At 31.5% G+C, this 21,191-nt stretch carries 17 protein-coding genes and 1 other RNA gene; 3 read left to right on the forward strand and 15 right to left on the reverse strand.

Going from position 1 to position 21,191, the window contains the following annotated elements:
* Positions 1-10: 10 nt before the first annotated feature.
* On the reverse strand, positions 11-3,451 hold the full coding sequence (locus NSS86_RS05840; RefSeq protein WP_000608509.1) for a dynamin family protein: 3,441 nt from the start codon (positions 3,449-3,451) through the stop codon (positions 11-13).
* A 303-nt stretch (positions 3,452-3,754) separates the two neighbouring features.
* Between NSS86_RS05840 and NSS86_RS05845 the strand changes: the two genes are divergently transcribed.
* Entirely contained in the window at positions 3,755-5,095 is a 1,341-nt protein-coding gene (locus NSS86_RS05845) for a PepSY domain-containing protein (protein ID WP_000798987.1), read from the forward strand.
* A 205-nt stretch (positions 5,096-5,300) separates the two neighbouring features.
* On the opposite strand, the gene NSS86_RS05850 is transcribed toward NSS86_RS05845, so the two are convergent.
* The 7 genes from NSS86_RS05850 to NSS86_RS05880 form a co-directional block, all read right to left on the reverse strand.
* A complete protein-coding gene (locus NSS86_RS05850; RefSeq protein WP_000516798.1) occupies positions 5,301-5,633 on the reverse strand; it encodes a DUF4889 domain-containing protein in 333 nt (110 codons plus the stop codon).
* Positions 5,634-5,716: 83 nt separating this feature from the next.
* On the reverse strand, positions 5,717-6,862 hold the full coding sequence (locus NSS86_RS05855) for a class I SAM-dependent RNA methyltransferase (RefSeq protein ID WP_000487154.1): 1,146 nt from the start codon (positions 6,860-6,862) through the stop codon (positions 5,717-5,719).
* Between the two features lie 208 nt (positions 6,863-7,070).
* Positions 7,071-7,450: RNase P RNA component class B (rnpB, locus tag NSS86_RS05860), an RNA gene on the reverse strand.
* A 62-nt stretch (positions 7,451-7,512) separates the two neighbouring features.
* A complete protein-coding gene (gene gpsB, locus NSS86_RS05865; protein ID WP_001286320.1) occupies positions 7,513-7,857 on the reverse strand; it encodes a cell division regulator GpsB in 345 nt (114 codons plus the stop codon).
* 13 nt (positions 7,858-7,870) lie between these two features.
* A complete protein-coding gene (locus tag NSS86_RS05870; protein WP_000241308.1) occupies positions 7,871-8,434 on the reverse strand; it encodes a DUF1273 domain-containing protein in 564 nt (187 codons plus the stop codon).
* Complete coding sequence (locus NSS86_RS05875) at positions 8,427-8,777, reverse strand: YppE family protein (protein ID WP_001000806.1); 351 nt, start codon at positions 8,775-8,777, stop codon at positions 8,427-8,429. The genes NSS86_RS05870 and NSS86_RS05875 overlap by 8 nt, the downstream gene beginning before the upstream one ends.
* Positions 8,778-8,831: 54 nt before the next feature.
* Complete coding sequence (locus NSS86_RS05880; RefSeq protein ID WP_001788819.1) at positions 8,832-9,011, reverse strand: hypothetical protein; 180 nt, start codon at positions 9,009-9,011, stop codon at positions 8,832-8,834.
* A 305-nt stretch (positions 9,012-9,316) separates the two neighbouring features.
* On the opposite strand from NSS86_RS05880, the gene recU reads away from it, so the two are divergent.
* Positions 9,317-9,943: a Holliday junction resolvase RecU gene (recU, locus tag NSS86_RS05885; protein ID WP_339302366.1), complete on the forward strand. Its 627-nt coding sequence runs from the start codon at positions 9,317-9,319 to the stop codon at positions 9,941-9,943.
* Complete coding sequence (locus NSS86_RS05890) at positions 9,940-12,123, forward strand: transglycosylase domain-containing protein (RefSeq protein WP_000138351.1); 2,184 nt, start codon at positions 9,940-9,942, stop codon at positions 12,121-12,123. Before recU ends, NSS86_RS05890 begins: the two co-directional genes overlap by 4 nt.
* 565 nt (positions 12,124-12,688) lie before the next feature.
* On the opposite strand, the gene NSS86_RS05895 is transcribed toward NSS86_RS05890, so the two are convergent.
* The 7 genes from NSS86_RS05895 to NSS86_RS05925 all read right to left on the reverse strand — a co-directional run bounded on the left by NSS86_RS05895 (position 12,689) and on the right by NSS86_RS05925 (position 21,189).
* Entirely contained in the window at positions 12,689-13,030 is a 342-nt protein-coding gene (locus NSS86_RS05895) for a YpoC family protein (RefSeq protein WP_000182021.1), read from the reverse strand.
* A gap of 4 nt (positions 13,031-13,034) precedes the next feature.
* Positions 13,035-13,694, reverse strand: coding sequence for an endonuclease III (nth, locus tag NSS86_RS05900; protein WP_000253765.1), 660 nt, complete (start codon positions 13,692-13,694; stop codon positions 13,035-13,037).
* The gene (locus NSS86_RS05905; protein ID WP_000362218.1) at positions 13,684-14,370 is read right to left on the reverse strand and encodes a DnaD domain-containing protein; all 687 of its coding nucleotides are present in this window, start codon (positions 14,368-14,370) and stop codon (positions 13,684-13,686) included. The genes nth and NSS86_RS05905 overlap by 11 nt, the downstream gene beginning before the upstream one ends.
* A 327-nt stretch (positions 14,371-14,697) precedes the next feature.
* Positions 14,698-15,990 carry an asparagine--tRNA ligase gene (gene asnS / locus NSS86_RS05910; RefSeq protein ID WP_000858779.1) on the reverse strand — a complete coding sequence of 431 codons (1,293 nt, stop codon included), beginning with the start codon at positions 15,988-15,990 and terminating at the stop codon, positions 14,698-14,700.
* A gap of 321 nt (positions 15,991-16,311) precedes the next feature.
* Complete coding sequence (locus NSS86_RS05915; RefSeq protein ID WP_000525068.1) at positions 16,312-19,005, reverse strand: ATP-dependent DNA helicase DinG; 2,694 nt, start codon at positions 19,003-19,005, stop codon at positions 16,312-16,314.
* A gap of 23 nt (positions 19,006-19,028) precedes the next feature.
* Positions 19,029-20,000 (reverse strand): biotin--[acetyl-CoA-carboxylase] ligase, encoded by a 972-nt coding sequence (locus tag NSS86_RS05920; RefSeq protein ID WP_000049921.1) that lies wholly within the window; start codon positions 19,998-20,000, stop codon positions 19,029-19,031.
* Positions 19,987-21,189: a CCA tRNA nucleotidyltransferase gene (locus tag NSS86_RS05925; protein WP_000361540.1), complete on the reverse strand. Its 1,203-nt coding sequence runs from the start codon at positions 21,187-21,189 to the stop codon at positions 19,987-19,989. Before NSS86_RS05925 ends, NSS86_RS05920 begins: the two co-directional genes overlap by 14 nt.
* Between the last annotated feature and the right edge of the window lie 2 nt (positions 21,190-21,191).

A 21,191-nucleotide genomic window follows, 5' to 3' on the forward strand; every position in this document is an offset into this window, starting at 1 on the left:
TCCTTCTTTCTTAATATAAAATAGTTTTCAGTTGTTGATGTTTATCTTTCAATTGATTGATAAGTGTTGTATCTAAATCAAATGCTAATAAATCGTTTATTTGCGTTTGAATATTAGCTTCAAAACTTTCAAATTGCGATTCAGCTTCTACAGCCATTTGCTTTACATATAATTCAAGCTGTTGCCTCAATAATCCCATTTGTGGTTGTAATAATCCTAACGTACTTTGACAAATTGATTCATGTATATCTCTTTGCCCATTTGGATTCAAAATTTTACGTTTTGTTAATTGTTTAGGCAATGCATTTAGCATATCATTGAAATCGATGTGCAATAATGGTTGCTCTATATTAGCTGATTCAAAGTTAAACTGAGGATTAACAATGACATGTAAATCTGCTAATTGTTGAACGATTGGTGCAATTTGCTTAGTGAGTTGCTTATTAAAGTATTTTTTTATACGTTCTGTAATTAAAGATTGCTCTAAAAACAATCGTTGATGAATTTGATCTAAGTATACTTTCGTAGACACTTTCTTTTCTTCATTAAAATCACTATTTTGCGTCATTTGAGAATTAAACACTGATTTAACATCGTCAAGTAGTTGTAATTTTAAACGTGCATTTAAATGATAAACTTGTTCTTCAACTTCGTTGTCTGTATGTTGTAGCGTCGCATCAATTAATTGATGTTGTAAACGCTGTTTATCTTTATAATCTGTTAACCTTTGTTGGCGACGTGAAATATCAGCTTTATTTGTTTCAAATTCTGTAATCATCTCTACATAAGAACGATCCATTTGTTGAAGCTGATGAATCATTTGTTGTTCTAAAATTGATTTAGATTCAACATCAACAAATTGTTGTATGCTTTGTTTTAATTGATCAATGCCCTTATCTTCAGCTTGCAATGCATTTCGACTTGATACAGCAAAAATGTCTGATTGTAAGTGTACTTGTCTTAATGCATCTGATACATATGTTTCAACTGCTTCAAGATCATCTTGACTTTCTGCTAAATCAGCAGCATTAATTACCATTTTAAATGCTTGGTTTTCATTCAACTGGTTCATATCTTTCATGTGTTCTATAAACGCTTTGTCATTATCAGTAAATGAATGATTAAAATAACTTACATACAATATTAAGTCTGAAGAAGTTAAAATTTGTTCGGTTTCATTTGTATGCCTTTGGTTATTTGAGTGTAGCCCTAATGAATCAACAATTATTTTACCTTTTAACCAATCATGCATTAATGCAATGTGTACTGTCTTAACAAATGTTGCATATTCATCTTCTGCACTCCACTTTTTCAATTCCTGTTGATTAATGGCATGTTTTTCTCCATTTTCCAACATATTGACATACAATTTATAATGTTTTTCAACTGCCTGAATAAAAGCGAGTTGATTTTTATTTAAATGTGATTTTAACTTTTCTAAATCCCAATTAATAAATTCTTCTATAGTTGAAAAAGATATATCTTGGTATTCAACTACTGCATTAATTTCATCTAATAATTGCGATTGTGATTTTAGCGTTATATAACTCTCGTCTCCATAAGATATTTCTGTAGTAGCTGCTGTAGTAGGATTTGGAGAACTCACTAAAATATGCTCGCCTAATAATGCATTTATCAAACTACTTTTACCCGCACTAAATGTTCCAAATACACCTATTTTTATTAATTTATTATCTATACGTGTTAATGTTTCGTGGATATCTTGCTTTGTACGCTTGAACAAAGGCACATCCGAAATTATATCAAGCGCTTTTTGAATATCTATAGACATATTTGTTGTAGCTGTATTTTGATTTAGCTGCTGATTATCACGATTATCCTGAGTATTATCAGTAGCCACTTGATATGTTGTCTCTTGTCGACCTATTAATTTATCTAGAGATTCATCTAAATGAATATAGTAGTGACGATAATTCTTAGTCGTCAATGACTGACGCAGCTCATTTAATTCTGTATAACGTTGATATTCTTTTAAATCATCACTTTCTTCTGTTGGTAATTCATCTGCCTGCACATTTTCTATTATTTCTTTAAAAATCGGTGTTGATTGTTGTTCAACATATTTCTTAATGGCTTTAACCACTTCGTCTGAAAATGTAAGTACATAAGTATTGCTGATTGATGTTTGTGGTTGATATAAATCTTCAATCATTTCCGGTTTAACGTCATAATGCTGATTTAATACTTTATCTGAAGCTTCTTTTTTATTGATAAAACGCGTTACAAATGACATATCTTCTCGCATTGGTTGACGAATTTGTTGATTAACATGTTCTTGTAACGCATCTGTCGCTGTTAATAATCGCTGTTGTTGAATTTGTAGCTTTTTCTTCTTTTTATTAAAAAACCCACCAACATTAAAATCTTGAGACATACTTTCCAAATAACTTCGTAACATTTCTCTCATATTATGCGGCATAATGTATGCATTTTCTAAAATATTTTTACGCTTATTCTTTAAAAATGCCATTAATTCATCTGGATTATTTAAAAGTTGTGCCTCTTCACTAATTGCTTGATGTTGTTGACTATTTAAAAATGCTTGTTCAAACTCCGCTTCTTCGATACCTAAATCTTCTAGTACTTCCTGAATTTCAGACTGAATGTAATCTAGCTGAGCTTCGGTAATGTATTCAACCGTTCTTGATGTATAATCCTCTATTGTCTCTCTATGTTGATCTAATGAAATTAGATAACTTGATAATACTTCAAGTTCATTTTCAGGGTGATCAAATTTAGATACATAAAAGGTGCGTTCTAATTTAATGCCCCAATCTGCAATTGATTTTTCAACTCGTGATTTAAACGTAGAGAATGACAATTCATCGTCTTGATGCTTGTCAATTTGATTAATGATAAACACAACAGGTATTCCAACATCATTTATATGCTTCATAAACTTAAAGTTAAGTTCAGATTGAACGTGGTTATAGTCAACCGTATAAAATATCATATTACTTGTATACATATATTGTTCTGTTATTGACTGATGTGATGCAACATTTGAATCAACACCTGGTGTATCTTGCAACGTAAACCCATTTTCAAATTTAGCTGATTGAAAATTAATTTCTACAGATTCAACGTCGACATTTTGGCGATTCATTTCCCTTACTTCATCATAATTAGATAATTTGGCATATGTTTGATTCGGCAAATTAGCAATAATATCGTGATTGTCTGAAACTGACACAATAGCAGTATTACTTGTCGTTGGTACAGGTGAACTTGGTAAGATATCTTGTTCAATTAATAAATTTATCAGTGTCGATTTACCTGCAGAAAAATGTCCAACGAACGAACATGTATATTGCTGCAAATATACTTTCTTAATTACTTGGTTAATTGTATGTAAAAGTGCTTCATTTCGCGACTTTTCAACTTCTTTTTTTAATTTATATAAAAGATCTAATTGTTCTTTATTAATCATGTTACTTTCCCCTTTGGTTCGTTCACATAGAAATGCTTGCTTGTTAAAACGAATTCATACAATATCGATGTCCATTTAAACATAGATCGTTAAATGGCTCGCATTGTATTATGTTTAAATTTTATCATAGCTGCTTGATAAAACATACGAATAATCAATTTTCTTCAAACATTCCAACTTAAAAGTTCATATTTCTAAAAATCACAAATCATCGTTAAATTTTTCTAGAAAATAAATATTGTCACAGTTTGTTCACACACGTCACAGAATTGACACCGTATAATAGCCAATTGGGAGGGAAATATGAAAAATACATTTAATCCATTACAAAGATTACATTTCTATGCAGCAATATTTATTGCTCCACTGTTAATCACTTTAACCATTTCGGGCATTGGTTACTTGTTCTTTCCAGAAGTTGAAAATAATATTTATAAGAATGAGTTTTTTGGTGACAGTGATGTAAAAACGCATCAAACATTAAATGATGCAGTACATCAAGTTGAACAACAATATGAAGGATTCTTTGTAAGTAAAGTTAGCATACTTGATGAACCATATAACAAACGAATTACACTGAGTGATATGGCAGGAAATCAACGTTACGTCTTTCTAGATCATAACAATCAATTTGTTGCAGATCAAAATGCGAAACATACGTATTCTAATGTGATGCGAAGTATACATAGTTCTTTGTTTACTGAAAATACTATTATTAATTATTTAGTAGAGTTAACCGCATGTTGGACGATATTCATGATTTTATCTGGTACTTATTTACTCATTAAGAAGCATTTAATTTCTAACAAAAGTAAGGCACTTCGTTGGCAAAAGTGGCACGCAATGATTGGAGTTATCATTGCAATTCCAGTATTTGTATTAGTTTTAACTGGATTGCCATGGTCTGGTTTTATGGGCAGTAAAATTGCCGGTATGATGGACACAAACGGTGACCTTGGTCAAGGTGAATTAGCGATTAATCCACCTAAATCAGATTTGAACGAATTACCTTGGGCTACACGTAAAAATAAACAGCCAGCTTCATCCGAAAAAGGTTCAAGTGGTCATCATGGTAATGCAGCAATGCCTCAAACCAAATTAGATTATCAAATATCTATTGATAAGGTCGTTGTACAAGCGCAAAAAGCTGGTATTAAAAAGCCGTTTTCAATCGTATATCCAAGTGATAAAAATGGTACCTTTATTGTATCTAATACTAGTAATTCAGGTGTTACTGGGCTAGATGTATCACCTTACAAGGAACAAACACTTTATTTCGACCAATATAGCGGTAAAAAGCTAGGTACGATTAAATATGATGACTACGGTATTATTGCTAAATGGTTTACATGGGGCATTCCGCTTCACGAAGGTCATTTATTCGGCATTTTAAATAAAATCATTAATTTATTTGTATGTATCACTTTATTAGTAGCCATTGGCATGGGGTTTGTCTCTTGGATAAAGCGTACAAAAAATACTGCAGTAAAAGTACCACATCGCGTAAAAAAACCAGCATCTATATCACTCATAATATGTTTAATTGTATTAGGATTATTAATGCCATTATTTGGATTATCACTTATCCTTGTATTTATAATTGAATTAATATTATATATTAAAGATCGTCGTGCTAAACAATAATGCACTTAAAGTTTTGAACTGACGAAATTTACAAAATGATTCTCGTCTCTCTAATTACTTAAAACGGGTTCTATAATAAATCGTACTGATGGAAAGTTTTTACTTTTTATCTGTCAGATTTTTTGAATTTGAAGATAAAAAAGCATCTAAAACGCATAAGAAGATAACTCTACTTCTTCAAAATTACGTTATAGATGCTTTTTTATTAATTCATATGCATGTCGTGAATTTTCATCATTAAACCGTGTGGGACGTCATCATGTTTAACAATCTCTTGTTTATAAAATGTCTTCCCATCATCTTTAGAAACTAATTTTACAAAGTCTCCTTTTTTCGGTTTAAAATCATTTGATGGTTCTACTTTGATATTATGTTTGACTAATCCATCTTTTTCACTGACAACTTTTTCTGCATTTGTTTTACTATTCATATAACCAAAATAAGTCGTTTTTTGACTAGAAAAAATCATTAAACATACAACGGCAATACCAATAACAACCAATGCTATAGATAAACCTAGACCCATTTTTTTACCCATTTATAGACTCCTCCATTTTTCAAAAATACCTATTATCATGAGAACTTAATTATTACTAATTTTAGTCACGCATTAGAAACACTTTAGTTTTCAATAGTTTTACGTTCTGTCTTTTTACCCCAGTATTGATAATAAGTACATTCTATATATCCATTAAATAACTTACGTCGCTTCGTTGCTTTACGATTTACTAAATATTCAAATTCTTTATTACTTGTTAAAATGTATGTAGATAAAAATGGATGTTGTTTCATTAGTTTACCAATATAACGGTACATTTCTTCAACTTCTTCACGATCACCAATACGTTCACCATATGGAGGATTTCCAATTAACGCCACCGGTTCTTCTGTATCAATTGTTAATGTATTGACATCTTTTACACTAAATTTAATAATATCAGACAACCCAACTTCTTCAGCGTTACGCTTAGCAATCTCTACCATTTCTGGATCGATATCAGAAGCATATACTTCGATTTCTTTATCATAATCAGCCATCTTATCCGCTTCATCACGGTAATCATCATAAATATTTGCTGGCATGATGTTCCATTGCTCTGATACGAACTCGCGATTAAAACCAGGTGCGATATTTTGAGCAATTAAACAAGCTTCTATAGCTATTGTACCCGAACCGCAAAATGGATCAATTAAAGGTGTATCACCTTTCCAGTTTGCAAGACGGATTAAACTTGCTGCCAACGTTTCTTTAATTGGTGCTTCACCTTGTGCTAATCTATAACCACGTCTGTTCAAACCAGAACCTGATGTGTCGATAGTCAATAATACATTATCTTTTAAAATAGCAACTTCAACAGGGTATTTGGCACCTGATTCATTTAACCAACCTTTTTCGTTATATGCGCGACGTAATCGTTCAACAATAGCTTTCTTAGTTATCGCCTGACAATCTGGCACACTATGTAGTGTTGATTTAACGCTTCTACCTTGAACTGGGAAGTTACCTTCTTTATCAATTATAGATTCCCAAGGGAGCGCTTTGGTTTGTTCGAATAATTCGTCAAACGTTGTTGCGTTAAAACGTCCAACAACAATTTTGATTCGGTCTGCTGTGCGCAACCATAAATTTGCCTTTACAATTGCACTTGCGTCTCCTTCAAAAAATATACGACCATTTTCAACATTTGTTTCATAGCCTAATTCTTGAATTTCCCTAGCAACAACAGCTTCTAATCCCATCGGACAAACTGCAAGTAATTGAAACATATATGATTCTCCTTTTATACAGGTATTTTATTCTTAGCTTGTGTTTTTTATACATTTCCAACAAATTTAATCGCTGATACATTAACGCATCCGCTTACTATTTTAAAACAAGGCAGTGTCATTATATCAAGACAAGGCGTTAATTTTAAGTGTTCTTTTCATGAAAAAAGCTCTCCATCATCTAGGAGAGCTAAACTAGTAGTGATATTTCTATAAGCCATGTTCTGTTCCATCGTACTCATCACGTGCACTAGTCACACTGGTACTCAGGTGATAACCATCTGTCTACACCACTTCATTTCGCGAAGTGTGTCTCGTTTATACGTTGAATTCCGTTAAACAAGTGCTCCTACCAAATTTGGATTGCTCACTCGAGGGGTTTACCGCGTTCCACCTTTTATATTTCTATAAAAGCTACGTCACTGTGGCACTTTCAAATTACTCTATCCATATCGAAAGACTTAGGATATTTCATTGCCGTCAAATTAATGCCTTGATTTATTGTTTCATCAAGCACGAACACTACAATCATCTCAGACTGTGTGAGCATGGACTTTCCTCTATATAATATAGCGATTACCCAAAATATCACTTTTAAAATTATAACATAGTCATTATTAGTAAGACAGTTAAACTTTTGTATTTAGTAATTATTTACCAAATACAGCTTTTTCTAAGTTTGAAATACGTTTTAAAATATCTACATTATTTGAAGATGTATTTGTTGTTGTATTATTCGAAGAAAAACTTTTATTGTCCTGAGGTCTTGATGTTGCTACACGTAGTCTTAATTCTTCTAATTCTTTTTTAAGTTTATGATTCTCTTCTGATAATTTTACAACTTCATTATTCATATCGGCCATTTTTTGATAATCAGCAATAATGTCATCTAAAAATGCATCTACTTCTTCTCTTCTATAGCCACGAGCCATCGTTTTTTCAAAATCTTTTTCATAAATATCTTTTGCTGATAATTTCAATGAAACATCTGACATTTTTTCCACCTCATTAGAAACTTTGATCTTCAGACCACTGTAAGTCATTGATGAATGCTGTTAATTCATCGAACGTCACAATATCACAAGTATAGTTTGTTTTATCCATAAAATCAACTAACATCTGCTTGAAGAACTTAGGACTTGCCTCTTGTTCCTCATCATAAATGAGCAATGTTTGATCCGAATGTTCAAGCATAAATTGATCTGCTTGTTTAAATTGAAAAGGACCTTGATACGACGTATGAAAAATACTATCAACATAATCTGCATGCTTAATTATGTTGGCATACTTACTTTGATTATGTTCATTCCACTTTTCTGTATGTCCTTGGAACGGTGTAATTACAGCAAACTTTAACGAATCATATGTTCGTTGTAATTCAATAACAACTTCTGCAGTCCATAATTCTATACCCATTTGCCCTTGTATTAACACCCATTCTAATCCTTCATCCAACAGTTGTTCAATTTTATGTTTTATAAATTGTTTTAAATAATGTACTTCAGGTGCGTCATCTTTAAAAATGTTTAATTCGAATGATTTGTAACCTGTTACATAAACTGTTTTAACCATAAGTACCCTCTTTTGTTACGCCATCTAATATATTTTGTAAATCATATTGGACACTTTTAAGCTTTTCTATAAATAACTTTCGACTTGTTCGCTTAAAATGACATTCGACAGAAAGTTGTTCAATGTTAGCAATCAGTAGCTCAAATTTCCTTGAATTCATATAAGGTACTTCTATAATAAATTCACGATGTAATTTGATCTCATTGAGCATGCTATCAATATGTTCAGTATATGGCTTTACAGTTTGGTAAAAATCATGATCTTGTTGTTGTGATTTCACATTTTCAAAATTTTGTTGCATGTTGTTAACTTCATAAATTAGTGATTCGACTACATCATTCATGAGGACGCCTCCTACATTTTTTAATTTATCACAATATACTGTATTCGTCATGTTTTAACACTCTATATAATTTGATTTAACTATTTTTTCAAATGTGTTATCTGTTAAATCAAGTAAATCTAAAAACTTCCTATATAAATACAAAATTTTATCGTGTATGTTGTTATACGATGAAAATACTTTTAATCTAATAAAATCATTTAAATCAAATACACCTCTGCTGATTAACAACACATACTTGTACTTGCCTCAAAAATAAAAATTACTGATCATGATTTGACTTTTATAACAAAATTCAAAAATATTGTAATGAGTATTCATTTTTATAAGCAAAACTTTTCAATTAATTAAAATTGTGTGTAAAATTCCAACATTAACGGTAAATGTATTATAATATTATTGTGTTAATGCTGAAATCACGTTAAAATAAGCTTTGGTGTATTGTGTCTTTCGCATTTATACTAATTTAAGTTTGGTGTTTCACTATAATGTTGTGTATAATAAACAACGTTTACTACCAAACTTGTGTGGTGAAATTTATGAATTATCCAAATGGTAAACCATATCGTAAAAATAGTGCTATAGACGGAGGGAAAAAGACCGCTGCCTTTAGTAATATTGAGTATGGTGGACGTGGTATGTCACTTGAAAAAGATATCGAACATTCAAATACGTTTTATCTTAAAAGCGACATTGCAGTTATTCACAAAAAGCCTACGCCAGTACAAATAGTTAATGTCAACTATCCTAAGCGGAGTAAAGCTGTGATTAACGAAGCTTATTTTCGTACACCTTCAACAACTGATTACAACGGCGTTTATCAAGGTTATTATATTGATTTTGAAGCAAAGGAAACTAAAAACAAGACGTCCTTTCCTTTAAATAATATTCATGACCATCAAGTCGAACATATGAAAAATGCATATCAACAAAAAGGTATTGTGTTTTTAATGATTCGTTTTAAAACGCTAGATGAAGTTTATCTTTTACCCTATTCAAAATTCGAAGTATTTTGGAAGAGATATAAAGATAATATTAAAAAGTCTATAACAGTTGATGAAATACGAAAAAATGGTTACCATATTCCTTATCAGCATCAACCAAGATTAGACTATCTAAAAGCAGTTGATAAGTTGATATTAGATGAAAGTGAGGACCGCGTATGACGGAAAACAAAGGATCTTCTCAGCCTAAGAAAAACGGTAATAATGGTGGGAAATCCAACTCAAAAAAGAATAGAAATGTGAAGAGAACGATTATTAAGATTATTGGCTTCATGATTATTGCATTTTTCGTTGTTCTTTTACTAGGTATCTTATTGTTTGCTTATTATGCTTGGAAAGCACCTGCTTTTACCGAAGCTAAATTACAAGATCCGATTCCTGCAAAGATATATGACAAGAACGGAGAACTTGTTAAAACATTAGATAATGGCCAAAGACATGAGCATGTAAATTTAAAAGACGTGCCGAAATCAATGAAAGACGCAGTACTTGCAACTGAAGACAATCGTTTCTACGAACATGGCGCACTTGATTATAAACGTTTATTCGGTGCAATTGGTAAGAACTTGACTGGTGGATTTGGTTCTGAAGGTGCCTCAACATTAACACAACAAGTTGTTAAAGATGCATTTTTATCACAACATAAATCTATTGGACGTAAAGCTCAAGAAGCATACTTATCATATCGTTTAGAACAAGAGTATAGTAAAGATGATATCTTCCAAGTATATCTAAATAAAATTTACTATTCTGATGGCGTAACAGGTATTAAAGCTGCTGCTAAGTATTACTTTAATAAAGATTTAAAAGATTTAAACTTAGCGGAAGAAGCTTATTTAGCCGGTTTACCTCAGGTTCCAAACAACTATAATATTTATGATCATCCAAAAGCTGCTGAAGATCGTAAAAACACTGTTTTATACTTAATGCATTATCATAAACGCATTACAGATAAACAGTGGGAAGATGCTAAGAAAATCGATTTAAAAGCGAACTTAGTAAATCGTACTCCTGAAGAACGTCAAAACATTGATACAAATCAAGATTCTGAGTATAATTCATACGTTAACTTTGTGAAATCTGAATTAATGAATAATAAAGCATTCAAAGATGAAAATTTAGGTAATGTATTACAAAGTGGTATTAAAATTTATACAAACATGGATAAAGATGTTCAAAAAACATTACAAAATGATGTTGATAATGGTAGCTTCTACAAGAATAAAGACCAACAAGTTGGTGCAACGATTCTTGATAGTAAAACTGGTGGTTTAGTTGCTATATCTGGTGGACGTGATTTCAAAGACGTCGTTAACAGAAACCAAGCAACAGATCCTCACCCTACTGGTTCATCTTTAAAACCTTTCTTAGCGTATGGACCTGCCATTGAAAATATGAAATGGGCAACAAACCATGCGATTCAAGATGAATCTTCATATCAAGTTGACGGTTCTACATTTAGAAACTATGATACGAAGAGTCACGGTACTGTATCTATTTATGATGCTTTACGACAAAGTTTCAATATCCCAGCTTTAAAAGCATGGCAATCAGTTAAGCAAAATGCTGGTAACGATGCACCTAAGAAATTCGCTGCCAAACTTGGCTTAAACTACGAAGGCGATATTGGTCCATCTGAAGTACTTGGTGGTTCTGCTTCAGAATTCTCACCAACACAATTAGCATCAGCATTTGCTGCAATCGCTAACGGTGGTACTTATAACAACGCGCATTCAATTCAAAAAGTAGTTACTCGTGACGGTGAAACAATCGAATACGATCATACTAGCCATAAAGCGATGAGTGATTACACTGCATACATGTTAGCTGAGATGCTAAAAGGTACATTTAAACCATATGGTTCTGCATATGGCCATGGTGTATCTGGAGTAAATATGGGTGCTAAGACAGGTACTGGTACTTACGGTGCTGAAACTTATTCACAATATAATTTACCTGATAATGCAGCGAAAGACGTGTGGATTAACGGCTTTACACCTCAATACACTATGTCAGTGTGGATGGGCTTCAGTAAAGTTAAACAATATGGTGAAAACTCATTTGTGGGACATAGCCAACAAGAATATCCACAGTTCTTATATGAAAATGTGATGTCAAAAATTTCATCTAGAGATGGCGAAGACTTTAAACGTCCTAGCTCAGTAAGTGGTAGTATCCCATCAATCAATGTTTCTGGTAGTCAAGATAACAACACTACAAATCGTAGTACACACGGTGGTAGTGACACATCAGCAAACAGCAGTGGTACTGCACAATCAAATAACAATACTAGATCTCAACAATCTAGAAACAGCGGTGGATTAACAGGTATATTCAACTAATCCACTCAACATAAAATCCTCAGTTATACCATATTTATGGTGTAGCTGAGGATTTTTTTAGGTTCTTCATCTTTTATGGTGGGAAGGTAAAACTTCCTGCTTTTTTTATAAGTATTCATACGCTAATGCTATATTAGTAGAAACCGTAAAATCAGTCATTCACATACATTTTGAAACATCTAAATAGTTTTTCATATTCACATCTTTAGCTATGTAAAATTATTGAATTTGAATAAGTGGTTGTTCCCATTTTTAAAATTATGATTATATTTTCTCATAGTCATCTTAGACGCTGTTTTAAATTGAAATGTTTATCAATTCCCTGTGTACGTTAATCAGTGAAATATCAAGATGTTTGCAACATATTTTCACAATCATAGATATAAGAAATCCACCTACGATTCGAAATAGGTATCTTAAAGCATATCTCAAGATATCCATTATGATGTAGATGGACAGTTTTTATATTAAGACGTTGTAATGACACGACACCTAACATAAATACAAATATGTGTGCATGAATTAGTTTTACATATTTTCAACATTAAGAAATGATCAATCTTGTCTATACCTGCTTATTCTTTAACCTTGTTTGATAACTAGCATTCATTTTAATCAATTCAGTTTTAAAGGTCTTCATTTGTCGATAGCCCATAAAATGATATTTACGTTCAATCATATAATCATATCTTTCTTTAAAATTCATTGGCACAACAGGATATTGATTTAAATTATCAAAATCAATATTGCTAGTTATGTCATTAACCTGCTTAAAATAATCAATAATTTTACTATGGTATTCATCCAAGTAGGGCTTTGCTTCACTAGAACCTAATGCCTTATTTTTGGCAAATACATCAATCTCTTGTTCTAAATTATCAAATACCTCTTTTGTAATATTTGTCATGTTATCACGCTTCTTTCAAACTAGCTTTATAACGTTTTTGTCCTTCTCTACAATCTTCTAATAGTGGACAAATATCGCATTTAGGTTTTCGGGCTAAACAGTGGTATCTTCCAAAGAAAATGAGTTGATGATGGCTCCTATTCCATCTATCTCTAGGTATGACAGAACATAAACGGTCTTCTACCTGTCTCACATTATCTTTCCAACGATTAATACCTAAGCGTTTAGAAACACGTTCTACATGCGTATCAACAGCTAATGAAGGTTCATCAAATGCTACACTCATGACTACATTAGCAGTTTTACGTCCTACACCTGCTAAACTTTCTAATTCCTTATGTGTTTGTGGTATTTCTCCATTAAATTGATCAATCAAAGATTGACAAAGTTTCTTAATATTCTTAGCTTTGTTACGATACAGACCGATAGAACGAATATCATTCATAAGTTCTTCATCACTGACTGCCAAATAATCTTCAGGCGTTTTGTATTTTTTAAACAGCTCAGTTGTTACTCTATTTACTAGAACGTCTGTACATTGCGCTGACAATAATACAGCAATAGTTAATTCGAACGGATTATCATGTTTTAATTCACATTCTGCATCCGGAAACATATTTGCTATAACATCAATCATTTCTAATGCTTTTTTCTTACTTACCATCAAGGTTCTCCCCGTTTAACCAATCAAATTTAGGTACCGTTTTAACTGTGTGCGTCATTTTCGGTTTATTAAATTTTTCTCTTATTTTTCTAGAATCGTCAATTGTTTTGACATTGTTTTTCTTCCAATTAAGTAAAATACGATCCATATATTTAAAGCTAAGTTTATTCAAACTATTCGCCTCGTCTAATGCCGCTTGTATAATTGCACTATCGTGTTTATCAACATCAATCCATTGATTTAACGTTTCTATTTCATATGGAGATAACGGCCTTGCAAATGTATCCTCTAAAACTCTAAATAATTGTTTAAATTTTTCTTTACTATTTTGCTCTTTCGTTTCCATACTTTGTTGCTTCAATATATGACTTAATTTTTCGAAAAAAGGATCTAGATTCATATATTCGGTAAATCTACCTTCTTCATCTTTTTGAACTTGTAATTCTAGCAATTCACGTTGTATCAAATTTTGAATAACCATTGTAATATCACGTGGTTGCATAGTTGAGCCCTTCTGAAGTAATTCAATTGAAGGCTGTTTATTTGATGTTTCGGAAGCATAAATCAATTTAAGCAAAATGACTAAATCTTGCTCATCTAAACCTAAGTCACTGTAATGGTCTAATAATTCTCTTCGTATCACTACAGGTCTTGCTTTTAATTGATATTTATCCATGTTCGTGCCCCCTTTTAAATTTAACCATTACTTAATAGTATAAATCATTTTCTTTAATTTTCGACTAAAATGCTTAATATATTTAACTAGTAGCAAACAAATTTTAAATAACAGTATTTTTTAAAACTAGATTTTAACAATGAACTTTATGGATAATCAGATGAACTATTTATTTTCCAAATATAGTTACTAAACAAAAGTTTGTTCATGATTAATATAAGCCGTTATCAATCTTCATTTTGCAAGCATAAATCGCCCAGCTATTAATATAGGCTGGACGATTCTTTTTATTATCATAATATAAATTTTAAGTAACGATCCTAAAACTTATGGATATAAACGGTTTAATAATCTTGGGAATGGCGCAGTTTCACGAACGTGTTCAACACCAGAAATCCATGCTACTGTGCGCTCTAAACCTAAACCAAATCCACAGTGTGGCACACTACCATAACGACGTAAGTCTAAGTAGTAACTATATGCTTCTTCGTCTAATCCATGTTCTTTAACGCGTTGTTCTAACAATTCTAAGTCATCCACACGTTCAGATCCACCGATAATTTCACCGTATCCTTCAGGTGCAATTAAGTCTGCACATAAGACAGTTTCTTCATTCTCAGGATTTGGTTGCATATAGAAAGGCTTAATTTTAGTTGGATAATTAGTAATAAACACCGGTAAATCATAATGATTAGCAATGGCAGTTTCATGTGGCGCACCAAAATCTTCACCCCATTCAATATCATCAAAGCCTTCTGCTTTTAAGAATTCAATTGCATCATCATATGAAATTCTAGGGAATGGTGTCGCAACTTTTTCAAGTTTTGATGTATCACGCTCTAAAATTTTCAACTCTAGTTTACAATTTTCTAAAACTGATTTTACTACATGTGTTACATATTGTTCTTGAATTTCTAAACTTTCAGCATGATTTGTGAAAGCCATTTCCCCTTCAATCATCCAGAACTCGATCAAGTGTCTACGTGTTTTTGATTTTTCAGCTCTGAAAGTTGGACCAAATGAAAATACTTTTCCGTGTGCCATTGCTGCAGCTTCTAAGTATAACTGACCACTTTGAGATAAAAACGCATCTTGATCAAAGTATTTAGTATGGAATAATTCACTTGTACCTTCTGGTGCACTTGCTGTCAAAATTGGTGGATCAACCTTTGTAAATCCATCTTTGTTGAAAAATTCATACGTTGCACGAATAACTTCATTTCTAATTTTCATTACAGCATGTTGTTTTTTAGAACGTAACCATAAATGACGGTGATCCATTAAGAATTCTGTACCATGATTTTTAGGTGTAATCGGATAGTCATGCGCTTCTGAAATAACTTCAATTGATTTCACTTGCATTTCGTATCCTAAGTCAGAACGATTATCTTCTGTAATTGTGCCTGTAACGTATAGAGATGATTCTTGAGCAATTTCTTTCGCAAGTTTGAATACCTCTTCATCAACTTCTGATTTAACTACTACGCCTTGCATAAAGCCTGTTCCATCACGTAATTGTAAAAAGGCGATTTTACCACTTGAACGTTTATTTGTTAACCAAGCACCAATTGTAACGTCTTGGTTTAAATGATCTTTCGCTTGTTTAATCGTTGTTTTCATAACCATTCTCCTATTTATTTTTTCGTTATACAATACTCATTCATTTTAACAAAATCCGCTTTCAAGTTCTAGAACTAGACTAAAAGATAACGTGTAAATGGTAATGATTTACGCACAGATTTGAACATTAATTTATATTAAGACAATACAATCATCAGTTTCAGACAAAATATATAATAAAGCCTCAATATTATTAGTATGAAGGTCGTTTTTTGTGCTAACATTCAAGTTTAATTATAAAACTCAAATTTTGACGACCAAACAAAAATTCTTGTAACAGAACATAGCACATGTCATGTCACAAGAATTTTACTTTGTATTTCACTTTTTCTTTTTTTGAATTTGTCTTAATAATTTTCCAAACTGTTGAATGTCGCCTTTTTTCTGACGATAATTTTCAAGTGTTTGTTCAAAAAAGTTTTTATAATTACTGTTTATGAGTCGATCATCAAATGAAACTATTATGCCGCGATCATTTTCATTTCTAATTAATCTTCCAAGTCCTTGTCTAAAACGTGTAACTGCATCAGGTAATACATATTCCTTGAAAGTTGAAGTGAATTCAGAATCCATAAGCCAATATTTTGCATTATGCTTGTTCATAAACGGTAACTTCGCTATCATCACACATTTAATACCATTTGCTTGAAAATCAAAACCTTCAAAAAATGTTGACGTACCAAGCAGTATGGCCTTATCAAAATTATTAAACTGTTGTACTATTTTATAATTTTGGTTCTGCTGTTGTGTTAATACAACATAATCTTCAAATTCTGGCAATTCATTTAGCATATCTTGTACCATATGCATCATTTTATAACTCGTAAATAAGACTAAACATTTTGATGACGTTATAGTCGTATATTCAATAATATAGCTTACAATCGATGCTACATACTCATCTATATTTTTATATTGATAAGATGCTACATCACTCGGTATAAATACACTTGTATTTTTTGCACTTTGTAACGACGTGTTAACTTCAAATGTATTAAAGTGAACATCTTTGTTGAATAACTGTTTAAAAGCTTCAAACGAATGATTAAATTTTAAAGTACCAGATATAAAAATGAGTGATTTAAATTTTTCCAATACTTGTTTCGTTAATACATCTTTTACAGCGTAATCTTTCACATATAAACGTATTGTTGATTTTTGAGATAAATTTTTAATTGAAATGAAACTAGTATGTCCAGCTTTTAAACTTTGTTCGATATTTTTAAATTTATCTTTTAAATACAACAACTGTTTCCGTAATGATTTAACTGTTTTATGACTAATGCCATTGAATATTTCTAGCGTTTTATTTAACTTATCGATAATCGCATGTAAATCCTTCAAAATGTCTTTTGTTTCAAAAGTAAATACATTATGGAAGCGATGAATATCATCATCATAAACATCAGAATCATTGATAATCGTAAATATCGTTGAGAACAATTGCTCATTTAACTCATGAATCTCATTCATACTAGCCTTCAAGCCAAAAATATCAATTGGTGCAATATCTAATTTTTCCAAAATTCGCTGCTTTTCCAGTTGATCGATTGCCTTTAACAATTTTTCATTTTCGTTTTTACCAATCAAACCAAGCTGATATTTAATATCAGCATAACTCAACTCATTTGTCACTTGATTTAAGGCATAGTCTGGTAAGCGATGTGCTTCATCCACTATACAATCATCAAACAATTGATATATTGAATTTTCAACATCAGAATGAATTAAATGTGCATGATTTGTAATACCAATTTGAATGTTCTGTGCATTTCGCTTAATAAAATTATAATAATGAACATCGTGACGTGCCGGTACATATGTTTCAATTTTCTGGTCAAAATACATCTTTTGACCACCTTTTAAATTTAATTCCTGTATATCTCCGGACGGCGTCTCTATAATCCAAATTAACAATTGCATTTTCAAGATATTCACTTCGTAATTACTTGTGTCATCTTTTAAAATTTGACTAATAAGTCCCAATGAAATGTAATCACTTTTACTTTTAATCAATAGTGCATTAATTTTAAAATTTAACGCTTCATTCATTGCTGGAATATCTTTTTCTAACAATTGACTTTGCAGTAATTTAGTATTGGTAGAAATCATGACATGCTTCCCAGTTTCAATATTATACATCAAGGCCGCAAGTAAATATGCTAATGATTTACCACTGCCTAGTGATGCTTCAATCATTGCTTTTTCACTATGCATGAGCTGATCTAATATAGTTTCCGCTAAATATAATTGTTGCGGTCGATATGTTAAGCCAAGTTGATCTACAGCTTTGCTATATAAAGACTTCAAGCTGCCATTATAATTTGTTGTCGGCTTTTTAAAATCAACTTGCTTACGATAGATAATCTGTTCGAACTTTTCGTACGATTTATCCAATGGCTTTGCATCATATTGCCTAACCATCTCAAAGAAAATATCATACAAATCGTATTTCAACTGTTTACTTAAATAATATAATTGCTTCAAAGTATCTAACGGTAACTTTTCAAATTTTTCAAAAGCTAATATCATCAATTTAGCAGTAGTAGCGGCATCTTCGTCAGCTCGATGGGCATTTGCTAAGGTAATACCATGTGCCTCTGCTAATTCACTTAATTGATAGCTTTTATCTGTAGGAAAAGCTATTTTAAAGATTTCTAGTGTATCTATAACTTTTTTGGGACGATATTGAATATTACAATCTTTAAATGCCTTTTTAATAAAATTCAAATCAAAATCTACATTATGAGCGACAAAAATGCAATCTTTTATCTTATCGTAGATTTCTTGTGCAACTTGATTAAAATATGGCGCTTGTTGTAGCATATTTTCTTCAATGGATGTTAACGCTTGAATGAACGGCGGAATCTCTAAATTTGTTCTAATCATAGAATGATATGTATCAATAATTTGGTTATTGCGCACAAACGTTATACCAATTTGAATGATATCGTCAAAATCTAATTGGTTGCCTGTTGTTTCCAAATCCACAACGGCATAGGTTGCCATACCCATAGCTATCTCTCCTTGCTTTAGTGTTAAAAATCTATATCTGCACTAATTAAACGGTGTGATTCACCCGCTTCATCTCTAACAATTAGATAGCCATCGTAATCTAAATCAATTGCTTGTCCTTTAAACTGTTTATCATTTTCTGTAAATAGCAACGTTCTATTCCAAATATTAGAAGCTGCAATATATTCTTCACGAATTTCAGAAAAAGGTAACGTTAAAAATTGATTATATCTTTTTTCAATTTCTTGAAGTAATCTCTCTAAAAATTGATATCTATCTAATTTATTTTTATCATGTAATTGTATACTTGTTGCTCTATGTCTAATACTTTCATCAAAGTTTTCTAGTTGTTGCGTCAAATTAATACCTATACCACATATTATTGCTTCTATACCATCATTATTAGCAACCATTTCAGTTAAGAAACCACACACTTTACCATTATCAATATATATATCATTCGGCCATTTCACTTTGACTTCATCTTGACTAAAATGTTGAATCGCATCTCTTATCCCTAATGCAATAAATAAATTAAATTTAGATATCATTGAGAATGCAACGTTAGGTCTTAACACGACAGACATCCAAAGTCCTTGCCCTTTTGAAGAACTCCAATGTCTATTAAATCGCCCACGACCTTTCGTTTGTTCATCACTCAAGATAAAAAATGAAGATTGATTTCCAACAAGTGACTTTTTCGCAGCAAGTTGTGTAGAATCTATTGAATCGTATACTTCACTAAAATCAAACAAAGCAGAACTTTTTGTATATTGGTCTATTATACCCTGATACCAAATATCTGGGAGTTGTTGTAATAAATGCCCTTTATGATTTACTGAATCAATTTTACATCCCTCTAACTTTAATTGGTCAATCACCTTTTTTACTGCAGTGCGTGAAATATTAAGTGATTCCGCAATGCTTTGTCCAGATATATAATTCGGTTTATTTTTATAGAGTAATTGAAGTACATCTTGACTATATTTTGACATGATTATCCACCCATTTCAAAATTTCAGTTTCTTCGTTGCTTACTTTACCTGTTACAATCGCTATCTCAATTTGTCTTAGCACATCTTTTAACCACGGACCACTTTTGGCATTTAAATGTGCCATAAGTACACCGCCATTAACCATCATGTCTTTTCTATTATGCATAGGTAAACGATGTAATGTTTCATCAATCGTTTGAAGGTTAACGATTAATGGTTCATGTCCTTGAATATCATTTGCCTTTAACACGTCTGCTGCAACCATTACATTTTTAATGAGATTCGTATCATAATCATAAACAAACATTTTTAATTGTTCTTTTGTAATAATACTTGGTAATGCATTCATAATTTGAATATATTGATTGATATCTTTTACTTGTCGGTTACTTAGCTTTAAAGGCTTCAATGAGTAATTAATATCAAATTTAACTGACACTATAGCAATCAACAATTCTAAATCAATTGGTTCAGTTACATTAATTTGATTCATATCAAGTTGTTCGAAATATGGCATATAATTAAATGCTTTCAGCGATTTTAAATGATTAAAACTCTCTTCAACATTAATACCTCGCATTAATTTAGTTAGTTCAATCACTATACGCTCAATTGATAAAAATTTAATATCTGCCATTTGTGTACGCATCGCTTCAAATGTTTCCATTGCAATATCAAATGATAATTGTGACTGGAATCTTAAACATCGAATCATACGTAAAGCATCTTCTTGGAATCGTTCCTCAGCTATACCTACAGTTCTTATTATTCGATTATTAATATCTTGTTGACCATCAAAATAATCATACAATTTGTATGCTGTATCCATTGCTATCGCATTCATCGTGAAATCTCTTCGTTGCAAATCTTCGTATAAATCCCGAACAAATGTAACACCACTTGGTCTACGGTGATCGACATAATCTTCTTCAGCCCGGAATGTTGTCACTTCATAATTTTCATCATTAAAAACTACATTTATGGTGCCATGTTCTTTACCTACAGGTATCGTATGACTAAAGATAGATTCTATTTCATCCGGCGTTGCACTTGTTGTGATATCTATATCATGAATATTTCTTCCCATGACATAATCTCTTACAGAGCCACCTACATAATATGCTTCAAAACCATTGTCTTGAATTTGTTCTAATATAGGCCTTGCCTGTTCAAATAATGATTTATCCATAT

This window comes from Staphylococcus sp. FSL W8-0056, assembly GCF_037963075.1.
In the GTDB taxonomy this organism is placed as follows: domain Bacteria; phylum Bacillota; class Bacilli; order Staphylococcales; family Staphylococcaceae; genus Staphylococcus; species Staphylococcus aureus.